At 62.8% G+C, this 16,970-nt stretch carries 21 protein-coding genes; 4 read left to right on the forward strand and 17 right to left on the reverse strand.

The window, feature by feature from the left end:
- Positions 1-73: 73 nt before the first annotated feature.
- Positions 74-274, forward strand: a complete 201-nt coding sequence (locus tag C464_RS07925) for a VNG_1110C family protein (RefSeq protein ID WP_006113132.1) — start codon at positions 74-76, stop codon at positions 272-274.
- Between the two features lie 136 nt (positions 275-410).
- Positions 411-1,433, forward strand: coding sequence for an NADP-dependent oxidoreductase (locus tag C464_RS07930; protein WP_006113134.1), 1,023 nt, complete (start codon positions 411-413; stop codon positions 1,431-1,433).
- A 17-nt stretch (positions 1,434-1,450) separates the two neighbouring features.
- Here the strand turns inward: C464_RS07930 and C464_RS07935 are convergent, their stop codons facing one another.
- Both C464_RS07935 and C464_RS07940 read right to left on the reverse strand, forming a co-directional pair.
- Positions 1,451-1,786, reverse strand: a complete 336-nt coding sequence (locus C464_RS07935; protein WP_006113135.1) for a hypothetical protein — start codon at positions 1,784-1,786, stop codon at positions 1,451-1,453.
- A gap of 114 nt (positions 1,787-1,900) precedes the next feature.
- Entirely contained in the window at positions 1,901-2,695 is a 795-nt protein-coding gene (locus tag C464_RS07940) for a helix-turn-helix transcriptional regulator (RefSeq protein ID WP_006113136.1), read from the reverse strand.
- 210 nt (positions 2,696-2,905) lie between these two features.
- Here C464_RS07940 and C464_RS07945 point away from each other — a divergent pair, with 210 nt between their 5' ends.
- Positions 2,906-3,850 (forward strand): DMT family transporter, encoded by a 945-nt coding sequence (locus C464_RS07945; RefSeq protein WP_006113137.1) that lies wholly within the window; start codon positions 2,906-2,908, stop codon positions 3,848-3,850.
- 100 nt (positions 3,851-3,950) lie between these two features.
- On the forward strand, positions 3,951-4,853 hold the full coding sequence (locus C464_RS07950; RefSeq protein WP_006113138.1) for a hypothetical protein: 903 nt from the start codon (positions 3,951-3,953) through the stop codon (positions 4,851-4,853).
- A gap of 605 nt (positions 4,854-5,458) precedes the next feature.
- Here the strand turns inward: C464_RS07950 and C464_RS07960 are convergent.
- From C464_RS07960 to C464_RS08015, 15 genes are all read right to left on the reverse strand, one after another.
- On the reverse strand, positions 5,459-5,839 hold the full coding sequence (locus tag C464_RS07960) for a hypothetical protein (RefSeq protein ID WP_006113139.1): 381 nt from the start codon (positions 5,837-5,839) through the stop codon (positions 5,459-5,461).
- A 204-nt stretch (positions 5,840-6,043) separates the two neighbouring features.
- Positions 6,044-6,355, reverse strand: coding sequence for a hypothetical protein (locus C464_RS19620; protein WP_006113140.1), 312 nt, complete (start codon positions 6,353-6,355; stop codon positions 6,044-6,046).
- A 101-nt stretch (positions 6,356-6,456) separates the two neighbouring features.
- Positions 6,457-6,615: a hypothetical protein gene (locus C464_RS18935; protein ID WP_006113141.1), complete on the reverse strand. Its 159-nt coding sequence runs from the start codon at positions 6,613-6,615 to the stop codon at positions 6,457-6,459.
- Positions 6,616-7,117: 502 nt separating this feature from the next.
- A complete protein-coding gene (locus C464_RS07975) occupies positions 7,118-7,894 on the reverse strand; it encodes a recombinase family protein (protein WP_006113143.1) in 777 nt (258 codons plus the stop codon).
- A gap of 310 nt (positions 7,895-8,204) precedes the next feature.
- The gene (locus C464_RS07980; protein WP_006113144.1) at positions 8,205-8,468 is read right to left on the reverse strand and encodes a hypothetical protein; all 264 of its coding nucleotides are present in this window, start codon (positions 8,466-8,468) and stop codon (positions 8,205-8,207) included.
- 131 nt (positions 8,469-8,599) lie between these two features.
- Positions 8,600-8,746, reverse strand: a complete 147-nt coding sequence (locus C464_RS18940) for a hypothetical protein (protein WP_161781668.1) — start codon at positions 8,744-8,746, stop codon at positions 8,600-8,602.
- 5 nt (positions 8,747-8,751) lie between these two features.
- A complete protein-coding gene (locus C464_RS07985) occupies positions 8,752-8,949 on the reverse strand; it encodes a hypothetical protein (RefSeq protein WP_049910961.1) in 198 nt (65 codons plus the stop codon).
- Positions 8,950-9,008: 59 nt separating this feature from the next.
- Entirely contained in the window at positions 9,009-9,755 is a 747-nt protein-coding gene (locus C464_RS07990) for a DUF6610 family protein (protein WP_006113145.1), read from the reverse strand.
- A 348-nt stretch (positions 9,756-10,103) separates the two neighbouring features.
- Positions 10,104-10,409, reverse strand: a complete 306-nt coding sequence (locus C464_RS18485) for a hypothetical protein (protein ID WP_152420911.1) — start codon at positions 10,407-10,409, stop codon at positions 10,104-10,106.
- 470 nt (positions 10,410-10,879) lie between these two features.
- Positions 10,880-11,047, reverse strand: coding sequence for a hypothetical protein (locus tag C464_RS18945; RefSeq protein ID WP_161781669.1), 168 nt, complete (start codon positions 11,045-11,047; stop codon positions 10,880-10,882).
- Positions 11,048-11,106: 59 nt separating this feature from the next.
- Positions 11,107-11,904 carry a hypothetical protein gene (locus C464_RS08000; RefSeq protein WP_152420912.1) on the reverse strand — a complete coding sequence of 266 codons (798 nt, stop codon included), beginning with the start codon at positions 11,902-11,904 and terminating at the stop codon, positions 11,107-11,109.
- A gap of 1 nt (position 11,905) precedes the next feature.
- Positions 11,906-13,282 carry a hypothetical protein gene (locus tag C464_RS08005; RefSeq protein ID WP_006113149.1) on the reverse strand — a complete coding sequence of 459 codons (1,377 nt, stop codon included), beginning with the start codon at positions 13,280-13,282 and terminating at the stop codon, positions 11,906-11,908.
- The gene (locus C464_RS08010) at positions 13,282-14,787 is read right to left on the reverse strand and encodes a hypothetical protein (RefSeq protein ID WP_049910968.1); all 1,506 of its coding nucleotides are present in this window, start codon (positions 14,785-14,787) and stop codon (positions 13,282-13,284) included. Before C464_RS08010 ends, C464_RS08005 begins: the two co-directional genes overlap by 1 nt.
- 107 nt (positions 14,788-14,894) lie before the next feature.
- A complete protein-coding gene (locus C464_RS18950) occupies positions 14,895-15,044 on the reverse strand; it encodes a hypothetical protein (RefSeq protein ID WP_161781670.1) in 150 nt (49 codons plus the stop codon).
- A gap of 1 nt (position 15,045) precedes the next feature.
- Positions 15,046-16,965, reverse strand: coding sequence for a twin-arginine translocation signal domain-containing protein (locus C464_RS08015; RefSeq protein ID WP_006113152.1), 1,920 nt, complete (start codon positions 16,963-16,965; stop codon positions 15,046-15,048).
- Positions 16,966-16,970: the final 5 nt, after the last annotated feature.

The raw sequence follows: 16,970 nt of genomic DNA on the forward strand, positions 1-16,970 counted from the left end.
GCCGAGAGAGTGGTTGGAGCGCCGATACTTCGACACGGTTATATCGGCAACGAATAATGCCTATCTACGCCGAATGCCAGATCCGTCGAGTCTCCGCGACAGCACGCAGATCGTCCTCCCGCGCCGGGCGCTCGACGGGCATCGGGAGTGCCTCGAAGACCGGTTCACCGTCACCGTCGTCGAGACCGCGGAGCAGTACCGGATCATCGGGAGCCCCGTCGAGATCAAGGCCGCGAGCGACTACCTCACGCGCAACGGCGTCGCCGTCGCGTAACGCCGCCGATACGCGTTTCTCGCCGCGCTCCCGCATCGATACTACTCCCGGACCCCCACGCGGGCTGCGACTTCCGGATCCCCCCGGCGGCTGCTGGGGTCCAAACCCTATTCTATTCCATGCTCCAACGGGGACCGTGACGAACACCAACCGCGAGTGGCTTCTCGCCGAGCGGCCGACCGGCGAGCCCGACGCCGACAGCTTCGAACTGCGCGAGACGGACGTCCCCGCCCCCGCACCGGGCGAACTCCTCGTTCGCACCCGGTTCCTCTCGGTCGACCCGTACATGCGCGGTCGGATGCGCGACGCCGAGTCGTACGCCGAGCCGTGGGACGTGGGCGACGCGCTCAGGGGCGGCGTCGTCGGCGAAGTGGTCGAGAGCGAGAGCGACGCGTACGCGGCCGGCGACCTCGTGACGGGCGAGGGGCGCTGGGCCGACTGCGCGACCCTCGACGCCGACGACGTCGCCCCGGTCGACCCGGCCGTCGCCGACCCCGAGGCGTACCTCGGCGTCCTCGGCATGCCCGGGCGGACCGCCTACTTCGGACTCCTCGAGGTCGGCGAGCCGAAGCCCGGCGACACGGTCGTCGTCTCCGGCGCGGCGGGCGCGGTCGGCTCCGTCGTCGGCCAGATCGCGAAGCGCAACGGCTGCCGCGTGGTCGGCTTCGCCGGCAGCGACGAGAAGACCGCGTGGCTCACCGACGACCTCGGCTTCGACGCCGCGATCAACTACGAGACGACGGACGACTACCGCGCCGCGCTCGACGAGGCCGCGCCCGACGGGGTCGACGTCTACTTCGACAACGTCGGCGGTCCGATCACCGACGCGGTGTTCACGCAACTGAACGTCGACGCGCGGATCGCGGTCTGCGGGCAGATCGCCCACTACAACGACGAGTCGGTCCCGACCGGCCCGCGGAAGCTCCCGCAGATCGTTCCGACCCGAGCCCGGATCGAGGGGCTGCTCGTCGGCGACTTCGCGACCCGGTTCGGCGAGGCGAGCGAACGACTCGGCCGGTGGGTCGCGAGCGGCGACCTCGAACACCGCGAGACGGTCGTGGAGGGGTTAGAGAACGCTCCCGACGCCTTCCTCGGACTGTTTTCCGGCGACAACATCGGCAAGCAGGTGGTGCGGGTGTCCGGGCCGGACGGGACGTAGCGACCGCACCGAGCCCGTCAGAGGCGGTCGAGGGCCTCGTCCAGATCGAACTGCTCCGTCGATTCGCCGAACTCCTTCTCTTCCCCGTCGCGCTCCGACGCCGGCGTCACCAGCCCCACGAGGTCGTCGTCTATCGACTCCGCGGTCACGGTCGCGTCGAACCGCTCGCGCTCGCTCGCCGGCCCCTCGAACGGCTCGACGCGCTCGACGCCCTCGACCGAACACGCCACCGCGAGGCACACCGCCTCGCGGAGCCGATCGGTCGTCGCCCACCCCGCCGGCGGGACGCGGGGCAGTTCGCGTTCCCTGAACTGCCACGTCTCGATCACCAGTTCCGCGTCGCGAGAAGACATTACCAGTCGTACGCGGACCGCGGACAAGTGGGTTTTGCCGGGACCCTCGGTCGCGTTTGACCGGCCCCGGCCGGCGCGCGCGGCACCGGCACGCCCCCGCGGTCTACCCCCGACTCACTCCTCGAAGGCCGTCGGATCGAAGGGGTCGGCCGCCTCCCAGTAGCCGGAAAACGTCTCGGCCGCCCACTCGCGGACCGCCGGGTCGTCGGTGTGGAGCGAGGCCCGGAGGATCCCGCCGTCGTCCCGGACGAGGAGGTAGACGGTCCCGTCGGCGACGGTGACCGCGAGCGGCAGCGGTTCGCGGCGGACCCGGATCTCCGCGTCGTCGCTCTCGGCCAGCGCCCGCAACTGCCGCCAGAGGGCGTCGTCGCCCGCGAGCGCCTCGATGGCGTCGGTCGAGAGGACCGCCTCGAACGCCTGTGCCCCCGCGGCCACCCGGTCCCGGGCCGTCGCGAGGCTCTGCTCGTTGAGCGTGTGCGAGAACGCGCGCAGCGTCCTCGCGTCCTCCATCGCGTCGAGCACGCGCTGGAGCGGCGCGCTGGGCCGCGTGCGACTCGGGACCGTCACGGTCGCGTCGGCGAGCCGGCGGAGGTCGAACCCCAGTTCCGCCGTCGGCAGGTACGCCACGACGTCGCGCAGCTTGGCCTCCGTCTCGAGCACGGAGACGAGTTCTTCGACCCCGTCGGCCACCAGCTCGCCGGTCGCGGTGGCGACGTACTCGCTCCCCTCGCGGGTGACCCACGACCGCTCCGCGAAGTCCTCGAGGATCCGTCCCAGCGTCGCCTGCGACGCCCCGGTCGCCGTCGCGAGGTCTCGGCGCGTGTGCGGCCCCGACGCCAGCAGCTGTAGCACCTCGACGCGGTTCGTCGAGCGGGCGAGAAACTCGATCTCCTCGAGCGGGGCCTCCATACGCGATCCAGCGGCCACCGGAATAAACCGGCTTCGCTCGTCGGCGGCGTTTCACGCCGTGATCGATCGGCACGGCGTGTGGCGCGTTTCTCCGCGTGGAATATTTTCCGAGATCCGTTATGAGCGTCCGGATACTACGACTGATCGTGGCGAGAAACTCGTTCCAAGCCGATCGTTCGTTCGAAACCGTAGCCGGGGTGTCGCGGTAACGTGTTCACCCGACGCACCGGCGCGCTGCTTCTCGTCTCGGCGGTCCTCTTCGGCGGTACCTTCGTCGCGGCGAAGGCCGGACTGGCCCACCTCCCGCCGCTGTTCTTCGTCGCCGTCCGGTTCGACATCGGCGCGGTCGTCCTCGCGGCGTTCGCGGCGACCCGGCTCTCCCGCGCGGACCTGCGCCCGCGGACCTGGGGGGACGTCGTCGGCATCGTCGCGACCGGCGTGATCGTCATCGGGCTGACGAACGCGCTGCTGTTCGTCGGGCAGCAGTACGTGACGAGCGGCGTCGCCGCCGTCGTCTTCAGCCTGAACCCGATCCTGACGCCGGTGTTCGCCGCGGCCCTGCTCAGCGGGGACGGGCTCTCGACCCGCGGGTTCGTCGGGATGGGTCTCGGGCTGTTCGGCGTCGCGCTCGTCGCCGACCCCGACCCCGCGGCGCTCCTCGCCGGCGGCGTCGGCGTCCCGCTGCTGTTCGCGGCCGCCGTGACGAGCGCGCTCGGCGCGGTGCTGATCCGCCGCGCGGACGCGACGCTGTCGAGCACGGCCCGAACCGTCTGGGGCGTCCCGCTGGCCGCCGTCCTCACGCACGCGATGAGCCTCGGGGCCGGGGAGTCCGTCTCCGGGCTGTCGGTGCCGCCCGTCGCGGTCGCGGCGCTGCTGTACGTCGGCGTCTTCTCCGGGGCGATCGCCTACCTCGCGTACTTCGCGCTGATCGACGAGACCGACGCGACGCGCGCGAACCTCTTGTTCTACTTCGTTCCCGTCGTCTCCGCGGTCGGCGGCTGGGCGCTCCTCGGAGAGACGCTCTCGGTGCGCTCGCTCGCCGGCTTCGGCGTCATCTTCGTCGGGTTCCTCCTCGTCAGCGGGCTCTCCGCGGCCCCCTCGCGGCTCCTCCGTCAGCTGGTCCCGGCGCGCTTCGTCGACGACGGCCCGCTGTGAGCGGCGGCGGACCGAATTAACCGGCGGCCGACCCGCTTAACTCTCGGCGGCCCTCCGCCGCCGACGGTACAGCTATGCCTTCGCGGAACGTATCAGTGACATGAACAGATTGCGACTGGTCGCGGTCGCCGCGGTCGGGATCGTGATCGCGGTCGTCGCCGCGTACGCGGTCTTCGCCGGGGTGCTGATCGGGGCCGACGTGGCGTCGTACACCTCGGACGGCGTGACCGTGTCGGACCTCGCGTACGAGGACGCGCTGGAGGGGGCCGACGCGGCCGGCTACGCCGTCGAGCGCGTCGGGTCGAGCGGCTTCCACCCGGCGGGGATCGACGACCTCGACGCCGACCTCGGCCCCGAGTACGAGGCGTTCAGGGTCACGTACGACCACTCTGCGTCGACGCGACTGTGGGCGACGTTCTACGACGAGGAGGGGATCACCGTCGTGACGCTGTTCGCGGACGACGCCGGCGGCGACCTCACCGTCGACGATCTGCCGCCCGACGAGTGGCTCGTCGACCGGCTCACGCTGCTGTTCGAGATGGACGAGGCGACCGCCGCGGCGTACGTCGAGGAGCTCAAGACGACGGTCCGGACCGGCGACCCGACCGAACCCGGTGCGAGCACGCCGAGCGTCGACGTCGACGAACCGGTCGCCTTCCGGACCGCCTACGACGACCTGACGGCGCGCGCGACGGCGGTCAACGCGACCTCCACGCCCGGGTCGGGCTGGCACGAGCGCGTGTATCGCGCCGGCGACGAGCGACTCGGGAGCGCCGAGTTCGTCCTCTCCCGCGCGACCGTGACGCACGAGGTCGACGGGTACACCTACCGCGTTCACGTCGACTACCACGGCGGCGTGGCGGTCGACGCGCAGACGCGCGCGTCCCGAGCGTTCGAGGAGGACGCCGTCCGGGTAGCCTTCCGAGAGATGTTCGAGGCGATGGGCATTCCACCCGAGACGGCCGACCACATCCAACTCTCGTACCGGGGAAGCGTGTGGTGACCGGCGTCGTTTCGCTCGGTCTTATTTAAAAACGGCGTCGAGACTGCCCTCCTCGCGAAGTGCTCGGAGACGCATGCGCGGGACCGGATTCGAACCGGAGGAAGACGTGCTCGCTCGCTTCGCTCGCTGTGCGCGACTTCCGGGGTACAAATCCGCTCCTGCTCTTCGCTCACTTCGTTCGCTCATGCGCGGGACCGGATTCGAACCTCAGTCACTCCGCTCCGCTTCGTTCCCTGCTTCGAATCCTCGGCACGCATTTGCGGCTCACGGATTGTTCGCCGCAAAATGCGCGGGACCGGATTCGAACCGGCGGACCCCTACGGGATAGCGTCCTAAGCGCGACTTGTGCCATCGCGCTTGGCAACCCTGAGACGCTTATCGACCGCACACCAACCACATGCGCCATATCGCGTAGTGCGCCGGGGTCTATCGCCCGTTCTGAGCGCTTACGGCGTCTTGCGGCTTTGCTTGTATCTCGGCGTCTCACTCCAACTACTTAAAAATAATCGCGGCGTAGCGTGCTGCGATACAGGGACTCAATCGCACCCTCCGGGGTCCGCAGGTTGCGAATCCGGTCCCGCGCATTTCTGTTCGGACGGGCTATCTCACTCGTCCCCTTGACCGTGATATCGCTTCAGTACATCTGCGTCATCTTCGCCCTCGTGTTCGCACCTGGGGCCATCGAATCGAGTGTGATTGATCAGCGCGTCGACTCGCAGCTTTAGCTCCCGGTCTAATTCACTGTAATCGAGCTCCCGGTTCTCTGCGTCGTACGCATCTCCCGCCTCGTGCTCGCAGAGATTGACAATCTCGATGCTGGCGCTTGCGTCCTTCGTCGCCCCTTCCCCCTCACGCTCAATCTCGATCAGTATACTCGTCGGAGAGATACTCTCCCCGAGCCTGACTCTGTCCTTCGGCGGCCCCATCGATGCCGTTACTATATCGTCCTCAACGTCGTCGAATCCGCTCGGGTTGTCGTCTGCCATGCACTTGTCGACGTATGATCGACCGTCAAAAACAATCGCAAATCGGTTCGTCGCGGCTCAACACACAGCAGTGTTTTGTCGCGTCCTCTCGTAGGGACAGGCATGCTCTGCGACGCGGTTGGTCCTCGGCAGGCGTTAATACTCTCAGTCGGGCTCGCTATGGTCGCCGTCGGACTCGTCGGTGTGTTGACCACCCTTTAGCCGTCATTGCGTACTGATGTCAGCGAGCGCTTCATCGACACGCTCGTTGTCGGCTCTCGCATCGAGATACCACCCGCGTCGCTCATCGTCCTGATGGATGCGCGAGAGGCTCTGCCGAGTCATCGTAAGCCCGCCTGCGGTCGCTCTGTAGCTCGCCCCCTCCTCCTCACGGTCAATCTCGATCAATATCCGTGTCGTCGATATCGCACCTCCGAGCCTGACGGTTTCCGGGCTCGGACCCATCATCGATGCCGTGACTAACTCGCCCTCCTCTCCGACGTCGTCGAATCCGCTTTGAGTATCGTCGTCTGCCATGCACTTGTCGACGTATTATCTGGTCAAATAAACAATCGCAAAACGTTTCGTCGCACCCTCAATACACACGATCGCTACTGAATCCAAAAGCTACAGAGTCGTCACTCGTCGGCGTTCCCTGCGCCCCTCTGAATCGTTTCTCTGTGGTCCCGGGCGATGGGGTCGTCTCCCTCATCGAGTGGCACTGTGTCCGCGTCGTCGGCTGCCGCGACAAGTCGCTCCATCCGGTCGATGACTTGCTCGCCGTCGTCAGAGGTCATGTCCGCACATTGGTCCGAACCCTAATCAAAATCGGCCCATGTCTGCTGCCCGGGATACCGCCTGAAAACAGTGATTTGACTAATCTCGCCGAACGGGTGGTCCGCTCGTCGATGCCGACTGACTACTTCGCACTGATCGGATGCGGGTTCCCAGGGAGCGTTATAAACGATGAGACCGCCCGGTTTGGTGACTCTGCACAACTGATAGAATTGCTTCCATCGGTCAAAGTAATCCATGCCTCGCCAGGGTGGGTCCGATATGACGGCGTCGAATTCGGCGGGTGGAAGGTCTAAATCCATCATATCGCCCTCCTCGATGTCCTCGCTCTGTGGTTCTGCATCGACCAATACGTCCCCGAGACGGCTACTGCCAGCTGGCACGTTGAGCACGCGCGCGTCCTCGTCGCGGGGGAGTTGCTCTCGGATGAATCGTTCCACGGACTCAGGCCACTGCCACGCGTCCGTATACTCATGTACGGATGGGATGTCCCGGGTGTCCATACTATCTCTCGCCTCCTACACGATCGTGCGCGTCGTCGCCGTCGTTGACAATTTCGAGCGCTTCGCTCACCCGCGCGTCGTCGGCTCTCGCATCGAGATACCACCCGCGTCGCTCGTCGTCCTGATGGATGCGCGAGAGTGTCTGCCGCGTCATCGTTAGCCCGTCCGCGGTCGCTCTGTAGCTCGCCCCCTCCTCGATGGCTTCGAGGGCTGCTCGTATCTCAAGATATCCATCCTCGTCGGGGTCCGGGTTGAGAATCGGTCGGAGGTATCCTTGGTCGTTTCTCTCGAATCCACCGGGAGTTTCGCCCAACCACTTCCCCTGCTTTCGAGCTCGCTTAATGCCCGAGTTCACGCGAGAAATGAGCTTCCGTCGCTCCTCCTCTGCGACTGCCGCACTGATATCTGCGATGAGTTTGCCGGTCCCATCGGGTCGAATGGTGTCGGTCCACCCGTTCGTCACGTTCACAACTACACCGGCGTCCGCGGCTGCCTCGAAAAACTCCTGGTACGTCGACCCAAGTCGGCTTAGGCGGCTGATCTCCCACGTAATAACACGGTCGTACTCCTCTCGCTCAACGGCGTCGATGAGCGCACGGAATTGCTCGCGCCCGACGTCGGTGCCTGATTTGGCGTAGTCCGCGTATCGGTCGATTTGAGACGTGTCGATGCCGTTCCTCTCGGCCCATTCATCGATGTCATCGAGTTGGTGTTGTTCGTCCTGATCAGCTGTACTTGAGCGCACGTATGATGCGACGTCCTCGTCTGTTGTGTTCATGATTTACAACCTCTCGATTATCTCCTCGAAACACTCCTCGCAGAGCAATTTCCAACAACCGAACCACTCAGTATACACAAGTTCGGTGTCCTCCGCCCCACAGTCGGGACACCCCCCTCGCAGCTCCGTCATACACTCGCCCCTCCCAGCGGCTCCTCGATATCTTGAGCAAACAGACTGAGCTGGTTAGTATACTGAGTCTGGCAGCTATTGCAGACACGTGTCTCCTCAACGGTGTCGGTGGACCACTCAGTATACACACGATCGGTGTCGTGCGTCTCACAGTCGGGACACTGCCCCCGTCGCCCCGTCATGCGTTCGCCTCTCCGTCGCCCTCTCGGAGCGCGAGCATGGTCGTGTTGACTGCGAGGTCCCAGGTGCGGTCGTCAACATCGAGCGACATCCGTTCGACAGCTATTGCGACCCATCGAGCGGCGGACGTGGGTCCCGCGTCACCCGCGAGTTCGAGCGCCTCGTCAACGATGTCGGCAGCGACATCGAGGTGCCCGCGTCCGTCGTCGTCGATTATCTGCGGGAGTTCGCCCGTTTCGACGTCCGAATTTGGGTTTTTCATCTACATACATCGGTAGGTGATCACAACGCATAAAACGGGCAACCCGCGCACAGGTGTGTACGGACTAGTGTCTGTATTCACCAAAACTAGAACACTAACTGCGTCTGCTCAAAGAGCCGCGAAAAACGAATTCACTCGTCGCCGTCGTCGTCCTCGTCCTCAACCTCGATGACCGCGAGCGTCACCTGCTTGCCTGCCTTGTCCGGGCCGATTGCGACGCGCCCCTTCGCATCTGCCTTCCGTTCGACTAGATCAGAGACTTCGACTTCTACTTTCATCTGTGTTACTCCACGTGGAATTTGTCGCTGTTGCAACGGAAGTTTAATCGGTCGCGGTCGACGGTCCGTCGCTCCCCGGTGTCTGTAAACTCGATTGTAACCTCGGTCCGGTCCGGCGATACCGACTCAACCCAACACTCGCGCCGACCGTGGACCCCGTAGTCACCCATACGCGCATCGTCCGCGACATTGTCTCGTGCCATACATCCCACTTATTCCCCCATTAACTTAAATCTATCCCACCTAATCCCACCTATTGGGGTTAGAACACTAACTGCGTCTGCGCGGGGTGCCTGCTCTGCGCCGACTCGCCCGGACGGTCGTAATCGAGCGAATACGCACTGCCGGGGTTGTTGAGCGCGTCGTGTACGTTGGTGAGACTCGCCTCAACACGTTCGTAATATCCGACGTCGTCGCCCGTGTCGAACCAACACCTTCGGTCGCGGGTGTGTGGTCCGAATTGCGTCGGAGCAAAAACATCGCCCATACTCGCACCCTTGAAGACTGCCGCGCCGTCCGCACTGTCGACACGATCGTGTAGGATTTTGATTGCTCGCAACTGAGTAATTGGAGAACCGCCGAGTAAATGAATTGAATCGCATCCATGGTAGTCCGTGATTTGATGCTCGTCGTCGCTCCCGAACGACGCGAGCGGGAGTCCGACTCTCCACTGTTCGGGGACGTCCCCCGGGTGGATACTCTTCGGGACCACTATCACCTCATCGGCAAAGTCACTGAGCTCCCGCGCCTGCTCATACACGTCCTGCGCGTCTCGCCCGCGCTCGATGTCCGGTGCGACGGTGACCGCGGGCTCGATGCCCGCGACCGTCTCGCAGTGCTCATCGAATGATTGGTCCTCTTTGCTAAATGGATAATCGACGAATTCGATTCCCTCCGATTTGATTTGATGCTGGTTCTGTGACTCGATTCCCAGCTGCGCATCTGACCGTTTGACCGCCTCGCTCGCCTCGCTGCCGCCGTTCACTGTCGCAAAAACATCGAGGGTCACACTTCTGCGACGTCGAACCCCCGGAGTCGGACGTCGTTAGACCGTTCCACACACGGATATATCGTTAGTAGCGGTATCTCGGTCCTATCTCGGAGCTCGTGAATAGTCATCGGACCGTCGTTGCGCACTACCTCCTCGATGAGCCGTCTCGTCGCGCTCATCGACCCACCTCTATAAGTCCGGGTATGAGGGCTATAGTCACAGTCCCTACAAAAAAGGAACCCGCACTGAATGCGAGGGATTTCAGTAGCGGTATATCGCCTGTAAGTCCCAATACGCAGTAAATCAACGGCGTAAACATTACCACTGGGTGTGTAACTACCTCCCCGATGGGCTTCCGCGCCATGCTCATCGATACCACCTGAGAATTTGATCTAGTATAGGTATTTGAATCGCCACTTCCACCTCCGAAAGGTCGATTTGTTCCATTTGCTCCTCATCCATCACGTCTGTATATTCCATCAGGCGGTCGAAATCACCTACTGAAGTGTCCGTAAATGGCACTTGGATGTTGAACCGGGTGTAACCACGGTGTCTTTCGCAGTGAGCATGAAGTGATCCGATGTTCGTCGATATGTGATCACACTGCCGGCAGCGGTATATCTGTAATTCGTCATGCGGCTCGAACAGTTCTCTATACTCCTCGATGTCCATCGTCATCGTCATCGACTCTCACCGGCAGAACCCTGCCCTTGCGCCGTCTCGCGTTCGCCTGCTGGCGCGGCACACTGTACGCACCACTCCTCTCCTCGCCCGCCCTCCACGGGCGTCCCGCACGTGCTACAGCGCTCTGTCTGTGCGTCGCCGTAGTTGTACGCATCAAGCGTGTCTGATCCGCCTGCGTGTTGTGGTTTCTCCATATATTCGGTAAGTGATCACAACCCATAAAACGGATAGCGGCGGACCCTCATCGACCCACAAGAACACTGTCCCCCTCCCCCGGGGACCCCCGGGGCTATGCGCGAGCGTGCCCGCGCGCACGCGAGGGAGTCGCCTCACACGATCGTGTCGGTCGCCCGCCTGTCATCGTTGACAACATCGCTCCTGCCGGCGCGATACCTGGGGTTCGTGTTAGTATGAGCGTATCCTGGCCCCTCAGTATCTGCAAAAAGAGCCCGCGTCCGTTAGTCGTCGGCGTCGTCGTCGCTCTGCTCGCGCGTCCATCGTAGTTCGTCGGCGACGACACGCGCAAAGTCGGCATACCCGTCCACTGCGAGCTCTAAGTCTTTGATCTCCGCGTCGGGCACACCGCACTGCGACAGTCGCTCACGCGCCTCTGCGTGTCCGTACATACATGCTCTCTCCTGTTCGACCCGGTCGTCGGCGTGTGTTGTGTGTGACATTGTAATCTCTAAGCGTTGACCGGCGCGTCTGCAGCTTCAATCTCGTCCGGTGACCAACCGAATTCGTCGATAAGCGCCTCACGGGCGTCGTCGTCGCCGTTTTTAGCGTACTTGAGCGCGTTCTCTTCAAGCCCCGACTGCGCCTCGCGGTAGGACGTCGTCCGGTCGTCGACGCCCTCCTCTTCGTCCGTACGGTCGCCTACGATGGACTCCCGGTTCTTTCGCGCGGCGTCGCGCGCCTCGTTGACCGTCTTGAGGTCCTCGCTCCACACATCGAGCCATGAGCTCCCGTCGATGCCCTCGCCCCGTATCGCCCCCTTAGCCCGTTTCGCGGTCGGGAGGTCGGTTTTTGTGAAATCGATCCGTTTTCGCTCCTCGTCCGTGATATTGATTTGGCCGGACCCACCCTCAACCTCCTGTCTCATATCCTCCGCATCGAGTTGGATGAGCTCCTCCGCGCGCCGGGGCGCGGCTTCTGAGAGTTGGATCTCGGTCTCTCGCCTGTCATCGGTCGGCGAGAGTACATCCTCGCCGAACTTATCGATGAGCTCGTCTCGCACTGAGTTAGCGATTGGTCGGGCGAATAGCTCCGCGCTCTCGCCGTCTCGATACCGGGCTAAGGCAAAGCCCTCCTCGCGGAGTTCGGCGGTCTCCTCGTCGCTCAACTCCTCGGGATCGACCTTTCCGACCGGACCCAAGTAGTGCCAATATTGCCCGTTAGAGCCCGCCTTAGGGTGGTCTGAGCCGTGGACTCTGTACGCATATGGACCATACTCCTGCCGCATCACTGTTTGTATCGATGTCATGTTAGTTGACAACCTCGTTAGCGTCGTCCTCGCCGCCGCTGATTATCTGCTCCGCCATTCGCTCCGCCCGGTGTCGATTGACAACGTCGCCGACGTCTCCCGGGCTGTCTGCTTGCAGTGCGGCGGCGATGAGGGCTTCATCGTCGTCGTCGCCCTCTCGCTCACCGGTCACTGCCTGTGTCGCTTTCAACACGCCCGCAAGACCTTCGAGCGGGGTCGCGCGCCGGGCGTCGTCCGTCACATCACCATCATCGTCGTCGCTACTGTCCGTTAATCGCGGATCCGGATCGCCATTCCACTGGTGTCGATGAGTTTGGCAGTATCCGCTTTCGTGGGTGACGTGCGTCGTCCCGCAGCGCTCGCCGCGCTTGTTCGTCCCTCGGCACTTCACCCGCCGGTCCTCGCCCGTTCCGTCGGGGTCATCGGCGTCATCGCGGTCCTGGTACTGCTGCCAATCCTCGATGAGCTTCCCTCGCCGAATCTGCTCTCTCGGAGAGTCCAAATCCGGTTCGAAGTACGCAAAGTAATTCGTATCGGCTCCCCAGATACTGGCGTCATCGACGTCCTGTAGCCCTCTAAGGGTGAATTCCTCGTCGCCGGTGACGTAGTCATCCCACCCGGCATAGATGTGCGCACGATCGGCGAGACCGTCGTCGGCTTTGCCGGCCTTCTCGATGACAACATCGCTCTGCGTGCGGAGGATTGAGGCGATGTCCGTGTCGTGCTCGTGCCCGACTATCATGAGGCGGGTCGAACCCCCTCGACCCTTGCGTAAGGCGTTAATGAAGCGGCTCACGGTCTGTCGGACGTCGCCCCCAGGATGCGCGTTGGCATTCATCGTCGTGGACCACTCGTCGCCGATCACCAATTTCTCGCCGGGGGTGTCACGCACCCACTCAAGCATCTCCGACATGGTCTCCACGAACGTGACCGCGGGGTGTTCATCGGGTCCTTTGATGTTGGTGGCGATTTCGAGATCGCCGTCAAACTCCGCGTACAACCTCTTAGCGGCGTCCAACACAAATACGGTCTTGCCGCTCCCCTTCGGGCCTTTAACGAGTATCTGCTGCGCGGCGGGGGTGAGGCGGTTGACAAGTAAGTCGTAGCCCGTCGCCTCGACAGAGCTCTCCCCGAGCCCTGTCGCCGCGTTCAAGGTCGGAGCATGCCCCTGCTTGCGGGCTTTCCTGAGCGTGTGCGACGTCGATGCCCGGGATAGGAGCGCGTACAAGGGGCTCCCCTCGTCGTCGATGCCCGCTCTCTCCGCGGCGAGCATCATGTTCGCCACGGGGTGCTCGTCACTGAGCACTGAGTCGATATTAGCGTCAATCTCTCCCCCTCGAATCTCGTCTGCCGTTTTGGCTGTCTGATAGTCTGACATCAGTTGTCGTCCTCCTTGTCGTCGTCCTCGTCCCCGTCGCGCGGGTCGATGAGGTCGGCGAGACCGCCCTCGTCGTCGCTCTCGTCGTCCTCATCGGTGTCTGTGTACTGCCCTTCGAAGCGCGTGCCCTGGCTCGCGCGGTCTAAGAGCCCATCAATCGCCCCGCTGTCGACGGTCGCCATCTGCCGGAGCTCCTTGTCTACAGCTGCCATCGCCTGCGTGTCGCTCGATGTGGCGATTGCTGGCAGCGCACCCACCAACGTTCTAAACATCCGCGACTCGTCGCGGAGTATCTCCTTGTTGGCGTCAATCTTCGAGCGCTCGGCGATGATCTCTGCGTCGTTCGCAGTGCCAACCCAACACCCACGGGCGACGTTCCTCTGTGGGTCGAATTCGTTGACAATCACGGCCCGCCCGCCGGGCACCCTGATCTCTGCGGGCTCCCCATCGACATTCATCTGACTCACACGATCGGGGCTGCCAGAGTATATCGCAGTGATTGTCGCGTCCTCGATGCCTTCGAGTTTGTCTGCGACGTCGTCGATGTCGTCTGCCGCCTCGATGCGCGCGAGCCCGCCGTCGGCTCCGATGCCTGCATCGAGCACGTCGCGGTCATCGAGCTCTAAGACGAATTCCGTGGCGGGGTCCCAGAGACGGTCTAGCACGACGTACGCGGGAATGAATCCGAACACGATGAGCGCCAGCGTACTCGCCGCGAAGACCCTCTGCACGTCGTTGAGGGTGTCCCAAAACGACGCGGGCGACGGAACGACACCCACACGAACTGCGAGCAAGTACGCCAGAATACCGGCGATAGCGACGAGCGCGATACGGTGATTCGAAAACCACCTTTTCACACTCCCCCAGAATCCTGCGACAGGGTTAGATTCGACAGATATCCGCTCTTCCGACGTGAGCTCTTTGTAGGTGTTTTCGTGTTTTCGCTTCTTCATTCCCGCGCCGAATGCACTGGCGAGCAACACGCCGAACCCACCGCCGAGCGCGCCACTCTGTACGGTTTGCGTATCGGCGGGGTTCGTGATTATATCGATGAGCGCGCGGTCACCGGAGTCGGCGAACATGACCCCACCTTGTTGGATGGTTATGAGCTCGTCGTCGCCGCGGAGCGGGAGTCGGAGCTCATAGACGCCCTCTCCCTTCGAGTAAGACTGAAAGCTCACACGCGCGCCGTCATCGCTCCCTAAACCTTTGACCGCGCCCGAGTCGGTCAGTGTGACGGTGGAAGGCTCATTGTACCGCGCCGTCACGATCGCCGTCGAATTACGGTATTCGACCGAGGCGATGTCGACTGAGTCAAGCTGGTACTCGATACTCTCGATGTCCTCGCCCGGCGCATCGACCGCGGTCGAATTCGGAGCTGGCGATGTGGACTGTGCCGCGCCGAGCCCCGCAGCCATGCCGAGCCCGAGCCCGATCGTGACGATGACGACGCTGAATATCGCCACGTATCGCATGATCTCAGCGTACGTCCACCCGCGTCTCATGCCGTCACCCCCGGGGTATGGGCCGACTCAATCGGTATTGTCAATCCTCGCAATCCGTCGCCGTCGTGTGTGTTGTGTCTCATTGTGAAATGGGTGCGTGAGTGTGGTTAGAAGCCTACCAACGACCGGGCGAGCCCATCGAGGAGCCCCGCGTCACCGAGGAGCACAAGCACCCCGAGCCCGAGCGCCCCGAGGAACACGAGGCGGACTGCGAGCCCGATTACACTCGTGTACAGCCCGATTGGTGTGAGCGCCAACTCAATCACCCCCGAGCCCGAGCGCGGCGATAGTCGCTGCGAGCCCGCCCCCGAGCGCGTACACGAGCGCGTTATCGCCGAGCGGCCCACCGCCGCCCGCCGCTCCGCCGCCCGAGCTCCCGTCGTCGATGATGATCCTGTCGTAATCCTCCGCGGCGTCCTGCCGCCGGTCGTAGAGGTCCTGTAGGTCGAAGTTATTCAGCGTCTCCGGCGCGTACGTGCGTATCGGTAAGAGCGGCAGAGACTCGCCCTCTGCCGTCTCGAACGCCTCGATGACGAATGCATCCGCTGCATCGAGCGACCGCGAGCCGTCCTTGTCGTGGATGTTGATGTTCCCAACCGCCTCAGAGTCCGCATCGTACGCCTTGCCGACGATGAGCCCACCCACCTCCGCGGGTAGTTCTGTCTCGCTGTCGTTGACAAGTTCGCTCGTGTCGATTTGCTCGCCGGTGTTTTGCACGACCGGGTAGGACTCTGTGTACCGGTCGTCAGCCTCCATCGAGTCCGTGATGTCGGCGGCATTGGTCGATTTGTACACTGCGACCGTCGCTGGCCCGTCCGCCGCATACCGCCCCTGCGACAGTTCGAAGTAGCGCGTATACGCGGCGTCGCCGGTAATCGCCCAATCCTCGCCCGCCTCGGTGAGCATCCCGCCCGGGGTTCGGTTTTTGGGGTCCTCGATTTCATCTGGGTCGATGTTCGCATAGTGGTTCGTGACGAATTCCTCGATTTCAGTCTCGATTGTATCGACGAGAGTGACGAATTCGTCATAGAGCGCATTAACGTCGTCTAGACCCCATTTGCCCTGAGTATCGAATACATCAGATTGACTGGGGTATGTCAGATCGAGGTGTATTTTTGATTGCCCCGGCGGTTCGTAGTTTAGGAATAGTGTGTGGTTGGGATATCCCTCACTCCCGTAGGTACCCTCGCTCCATAGGTCCATATCTGGGAATAGATCGTGACCCGTGTTCTGATGTGCGAGCATCAGCGGCACAAGCTGCCAACTGCCGTTGGCCTTCGTTTGGATGTTCATGTGCTCAATCTCAATTGTCTCGCCGTTCACGAGGGTCAACTCGCCGGTTAGCGTAGTGTTGAGTGATTGAATCCCCCAATCATCGGCAGTATGATTCGAATAATTCAGCCCGTAGTAGTTTGCGGGCTGCCAGTTGTCGTCGCCCGCTTGCGCGGTCATATGCCAGCCCCAATCTCCGGTTAAGCGGATTCCTAGCTGCTCACACGTACGAGCGTAGTTCTCTTGCCAGATTGCGATGCGGTCGTATGCCGCCTGCCGGACGTGTCCAATCGCCTGCTGCTCGCCCATCTGCTCGCGTCGCGCTTCCACCGTGGCGACTTCGATGATATTGTATAGTATCGCGTACAGATCATCGAGGTCCATCATCACCGTTATCAGGTCGTTAAACGTCTGATACGACCCCTTCATGTCGTAGTAAACCTCGTTGTCGACGACCTGAGCATTCGGGGATTTGGTTTCCACCTCGAAGGGTCCGAAAATGTACTCTTGCATGTAGTCGACAGTGGTGTGGTCCGGGTCCGTCGCACCCGCCACTGCCGCGGACAAGACGCCGAGCGGGCTCGCGGTGTATGCGATACCGAGAGACTCCTTCTGCGTCGGCGTCTGAGCGGCGTAAATGCCGTTGTCCGTAGCGATGTAGTTCCTGATCTCCTCGCTGCTCTCGAAGCGATCCGTGTCCGTCTCATTTTGCGCGGCGACCGTCCCCGCCCCCCCGCTCCCGAGCGCTCCGACCGCCGCCGTGCCAACCGCCGCCCGCTTCATGAACCCCCGGCGCGACGTCCCGCTCACACGATCGCTACCGATCGTGTCGCTGTCGTCACTGCCGTCGTTGACAATATCGTTACCATCGCCGTCTGCGTGTTGTGTGTTGTTTTCGTCTGACATCAAAA

The sequence above is a fragment of the Halorubrum coriense DSM 10284 genome, from assembly GCF_000337035.1.
In the GTDB taxonomy this organism is placed as follows: domain Archaea; phylum Halobacteriota; class Halobacteria; order Halobacteriales; family Haloferacaceae; genus Halorubrum; species Halorubrum coriense.

What these genes read in the sequence shown, in the direction of transcription:
- C464_RS07925 (WP_006113132.1), top strand. Translation starts at nt 74, where the DNA reads ATGCCAGATCCGTCGAGTCTCCGCGACAGCACGCAGATCGTCCTCCCG.
- C464_RS07935 (WP_006113135.1), bottom strand. Translation starts at nt 1,786, where the DNA reads ATGTCTTCTCGCGACGCGGAACTGGTGATCGAGACGTGGCAGTTCAGG.
- C464_RS07940 (WP_006113136.1), bottom strand. Translation starts at nt 2,695, where the DNA reads ATGGAGGCCCCGCTCGAGGAGATCGAGTTTCTCGCCCGCTCGACGAAC.
- C464_RS07950 (WP_006113138.1), top strand. Translation starts at nt 3,951, where the DNA reads ATGAACAGATTGCGACTGGTCGCGGTCGCCGCGGTCGGGATCGTGATC.
- C464_RS07960 (WP_006113139.1), bottom strand. Translation starts at nt 5,839, where the DNA reads ATGGCAGACGACAACCCGAGCGGATTCGACGACGTTGAGGACGATATA.
- C464_RS19620 (WP_006113140.1), bottom strand. Translation starts at nt 6,355, where the DNA reads ATGGCAGACGACGATACTCAAAGCGGATTCGACGACGTCGGAGAGGAG.
- C464_RS18935 (WP_006113141.1), bottom strand. Translation starts at nt 6,615, where the DNA reads ATGACCTCTGACGACGGCGAGCAAGTCATCGACCGGATGGAGCGACTT.
- C464_RS07975 (WP_006113143.1), bottom strand. Translation starts at nt 7,894, where the DNA reads ATGAACACAACAGACGAGGACGTCGCATCATACGTGCGCTCAAGTACA.
- C464_RS07980 (WP_006113144.1), bottom strand. Translation starts at nt 8,468, where the DNA reads ATGAAAAACCCAAATTCGGACGTCGAAACGGGCGAACTCCCGCAGATA.
- C464_RS18940 (WP_161781668.1), bottom strand. Translation starts at nt 8,746, where the DNA reads ATGAAAGTAGAAGTCGAAGTCTCTGATCTAGTCGAACGGAAGGCAGAT.
- C464_RS07985 (WP_049910961.1), bottom strand. Translation starts at nt 8,949, where the DNA reads ATGGCACGAGACAATGTCGCGGACGATGCGCGTATGGGTGACTACGGG.
- C464_RS18485 (WP_152420911.1), bottom strand. Translation starts at nt 10,409, where the DNA reads ATGGACATCGAGGAGTATAGAGAACTGTTCGAGCCGCATGACGAATTA.
- C464_RS18945 (WP_161781669.1), bottom strand. Translation starts at nt 11,047, where the DNA reads ATGTACGGACACGCAGAGGCGCGTGAGCGACTGTCGCAGTGCGGTGTG.
- C464_RS08000 (WP_152420912.1), bottom strand. Translation starts at nt 11,904, where the DNA reads ATGACATCGATACAAACAGTGATGCGGCAGGAGTATGGTCCATATGCG.
- C464_RS08005 (WP_006113149.1), bottom strand. Translation starts at nt 13,282, where the DNA reads ATGTCAGACTATCAGACAGCCAAAACGGCAGACGAGATTCGAGGGGGA.
- C464_RS08010 (WP_049910968.1), bottom strand. Translation starts at nt 14,787, where the DNA reads ATGAGACGCGGGTGGACGTACGCTGAGATCATGCGATACGTGGCGATA.
- C464_RS08015 (WP_006113152.1), bottom strand. Translation starts at nt 16,965, where the DNA reads ATGTCAGACGAAAACAACACACAACACGCAGACGGCGATGGTAACGAT.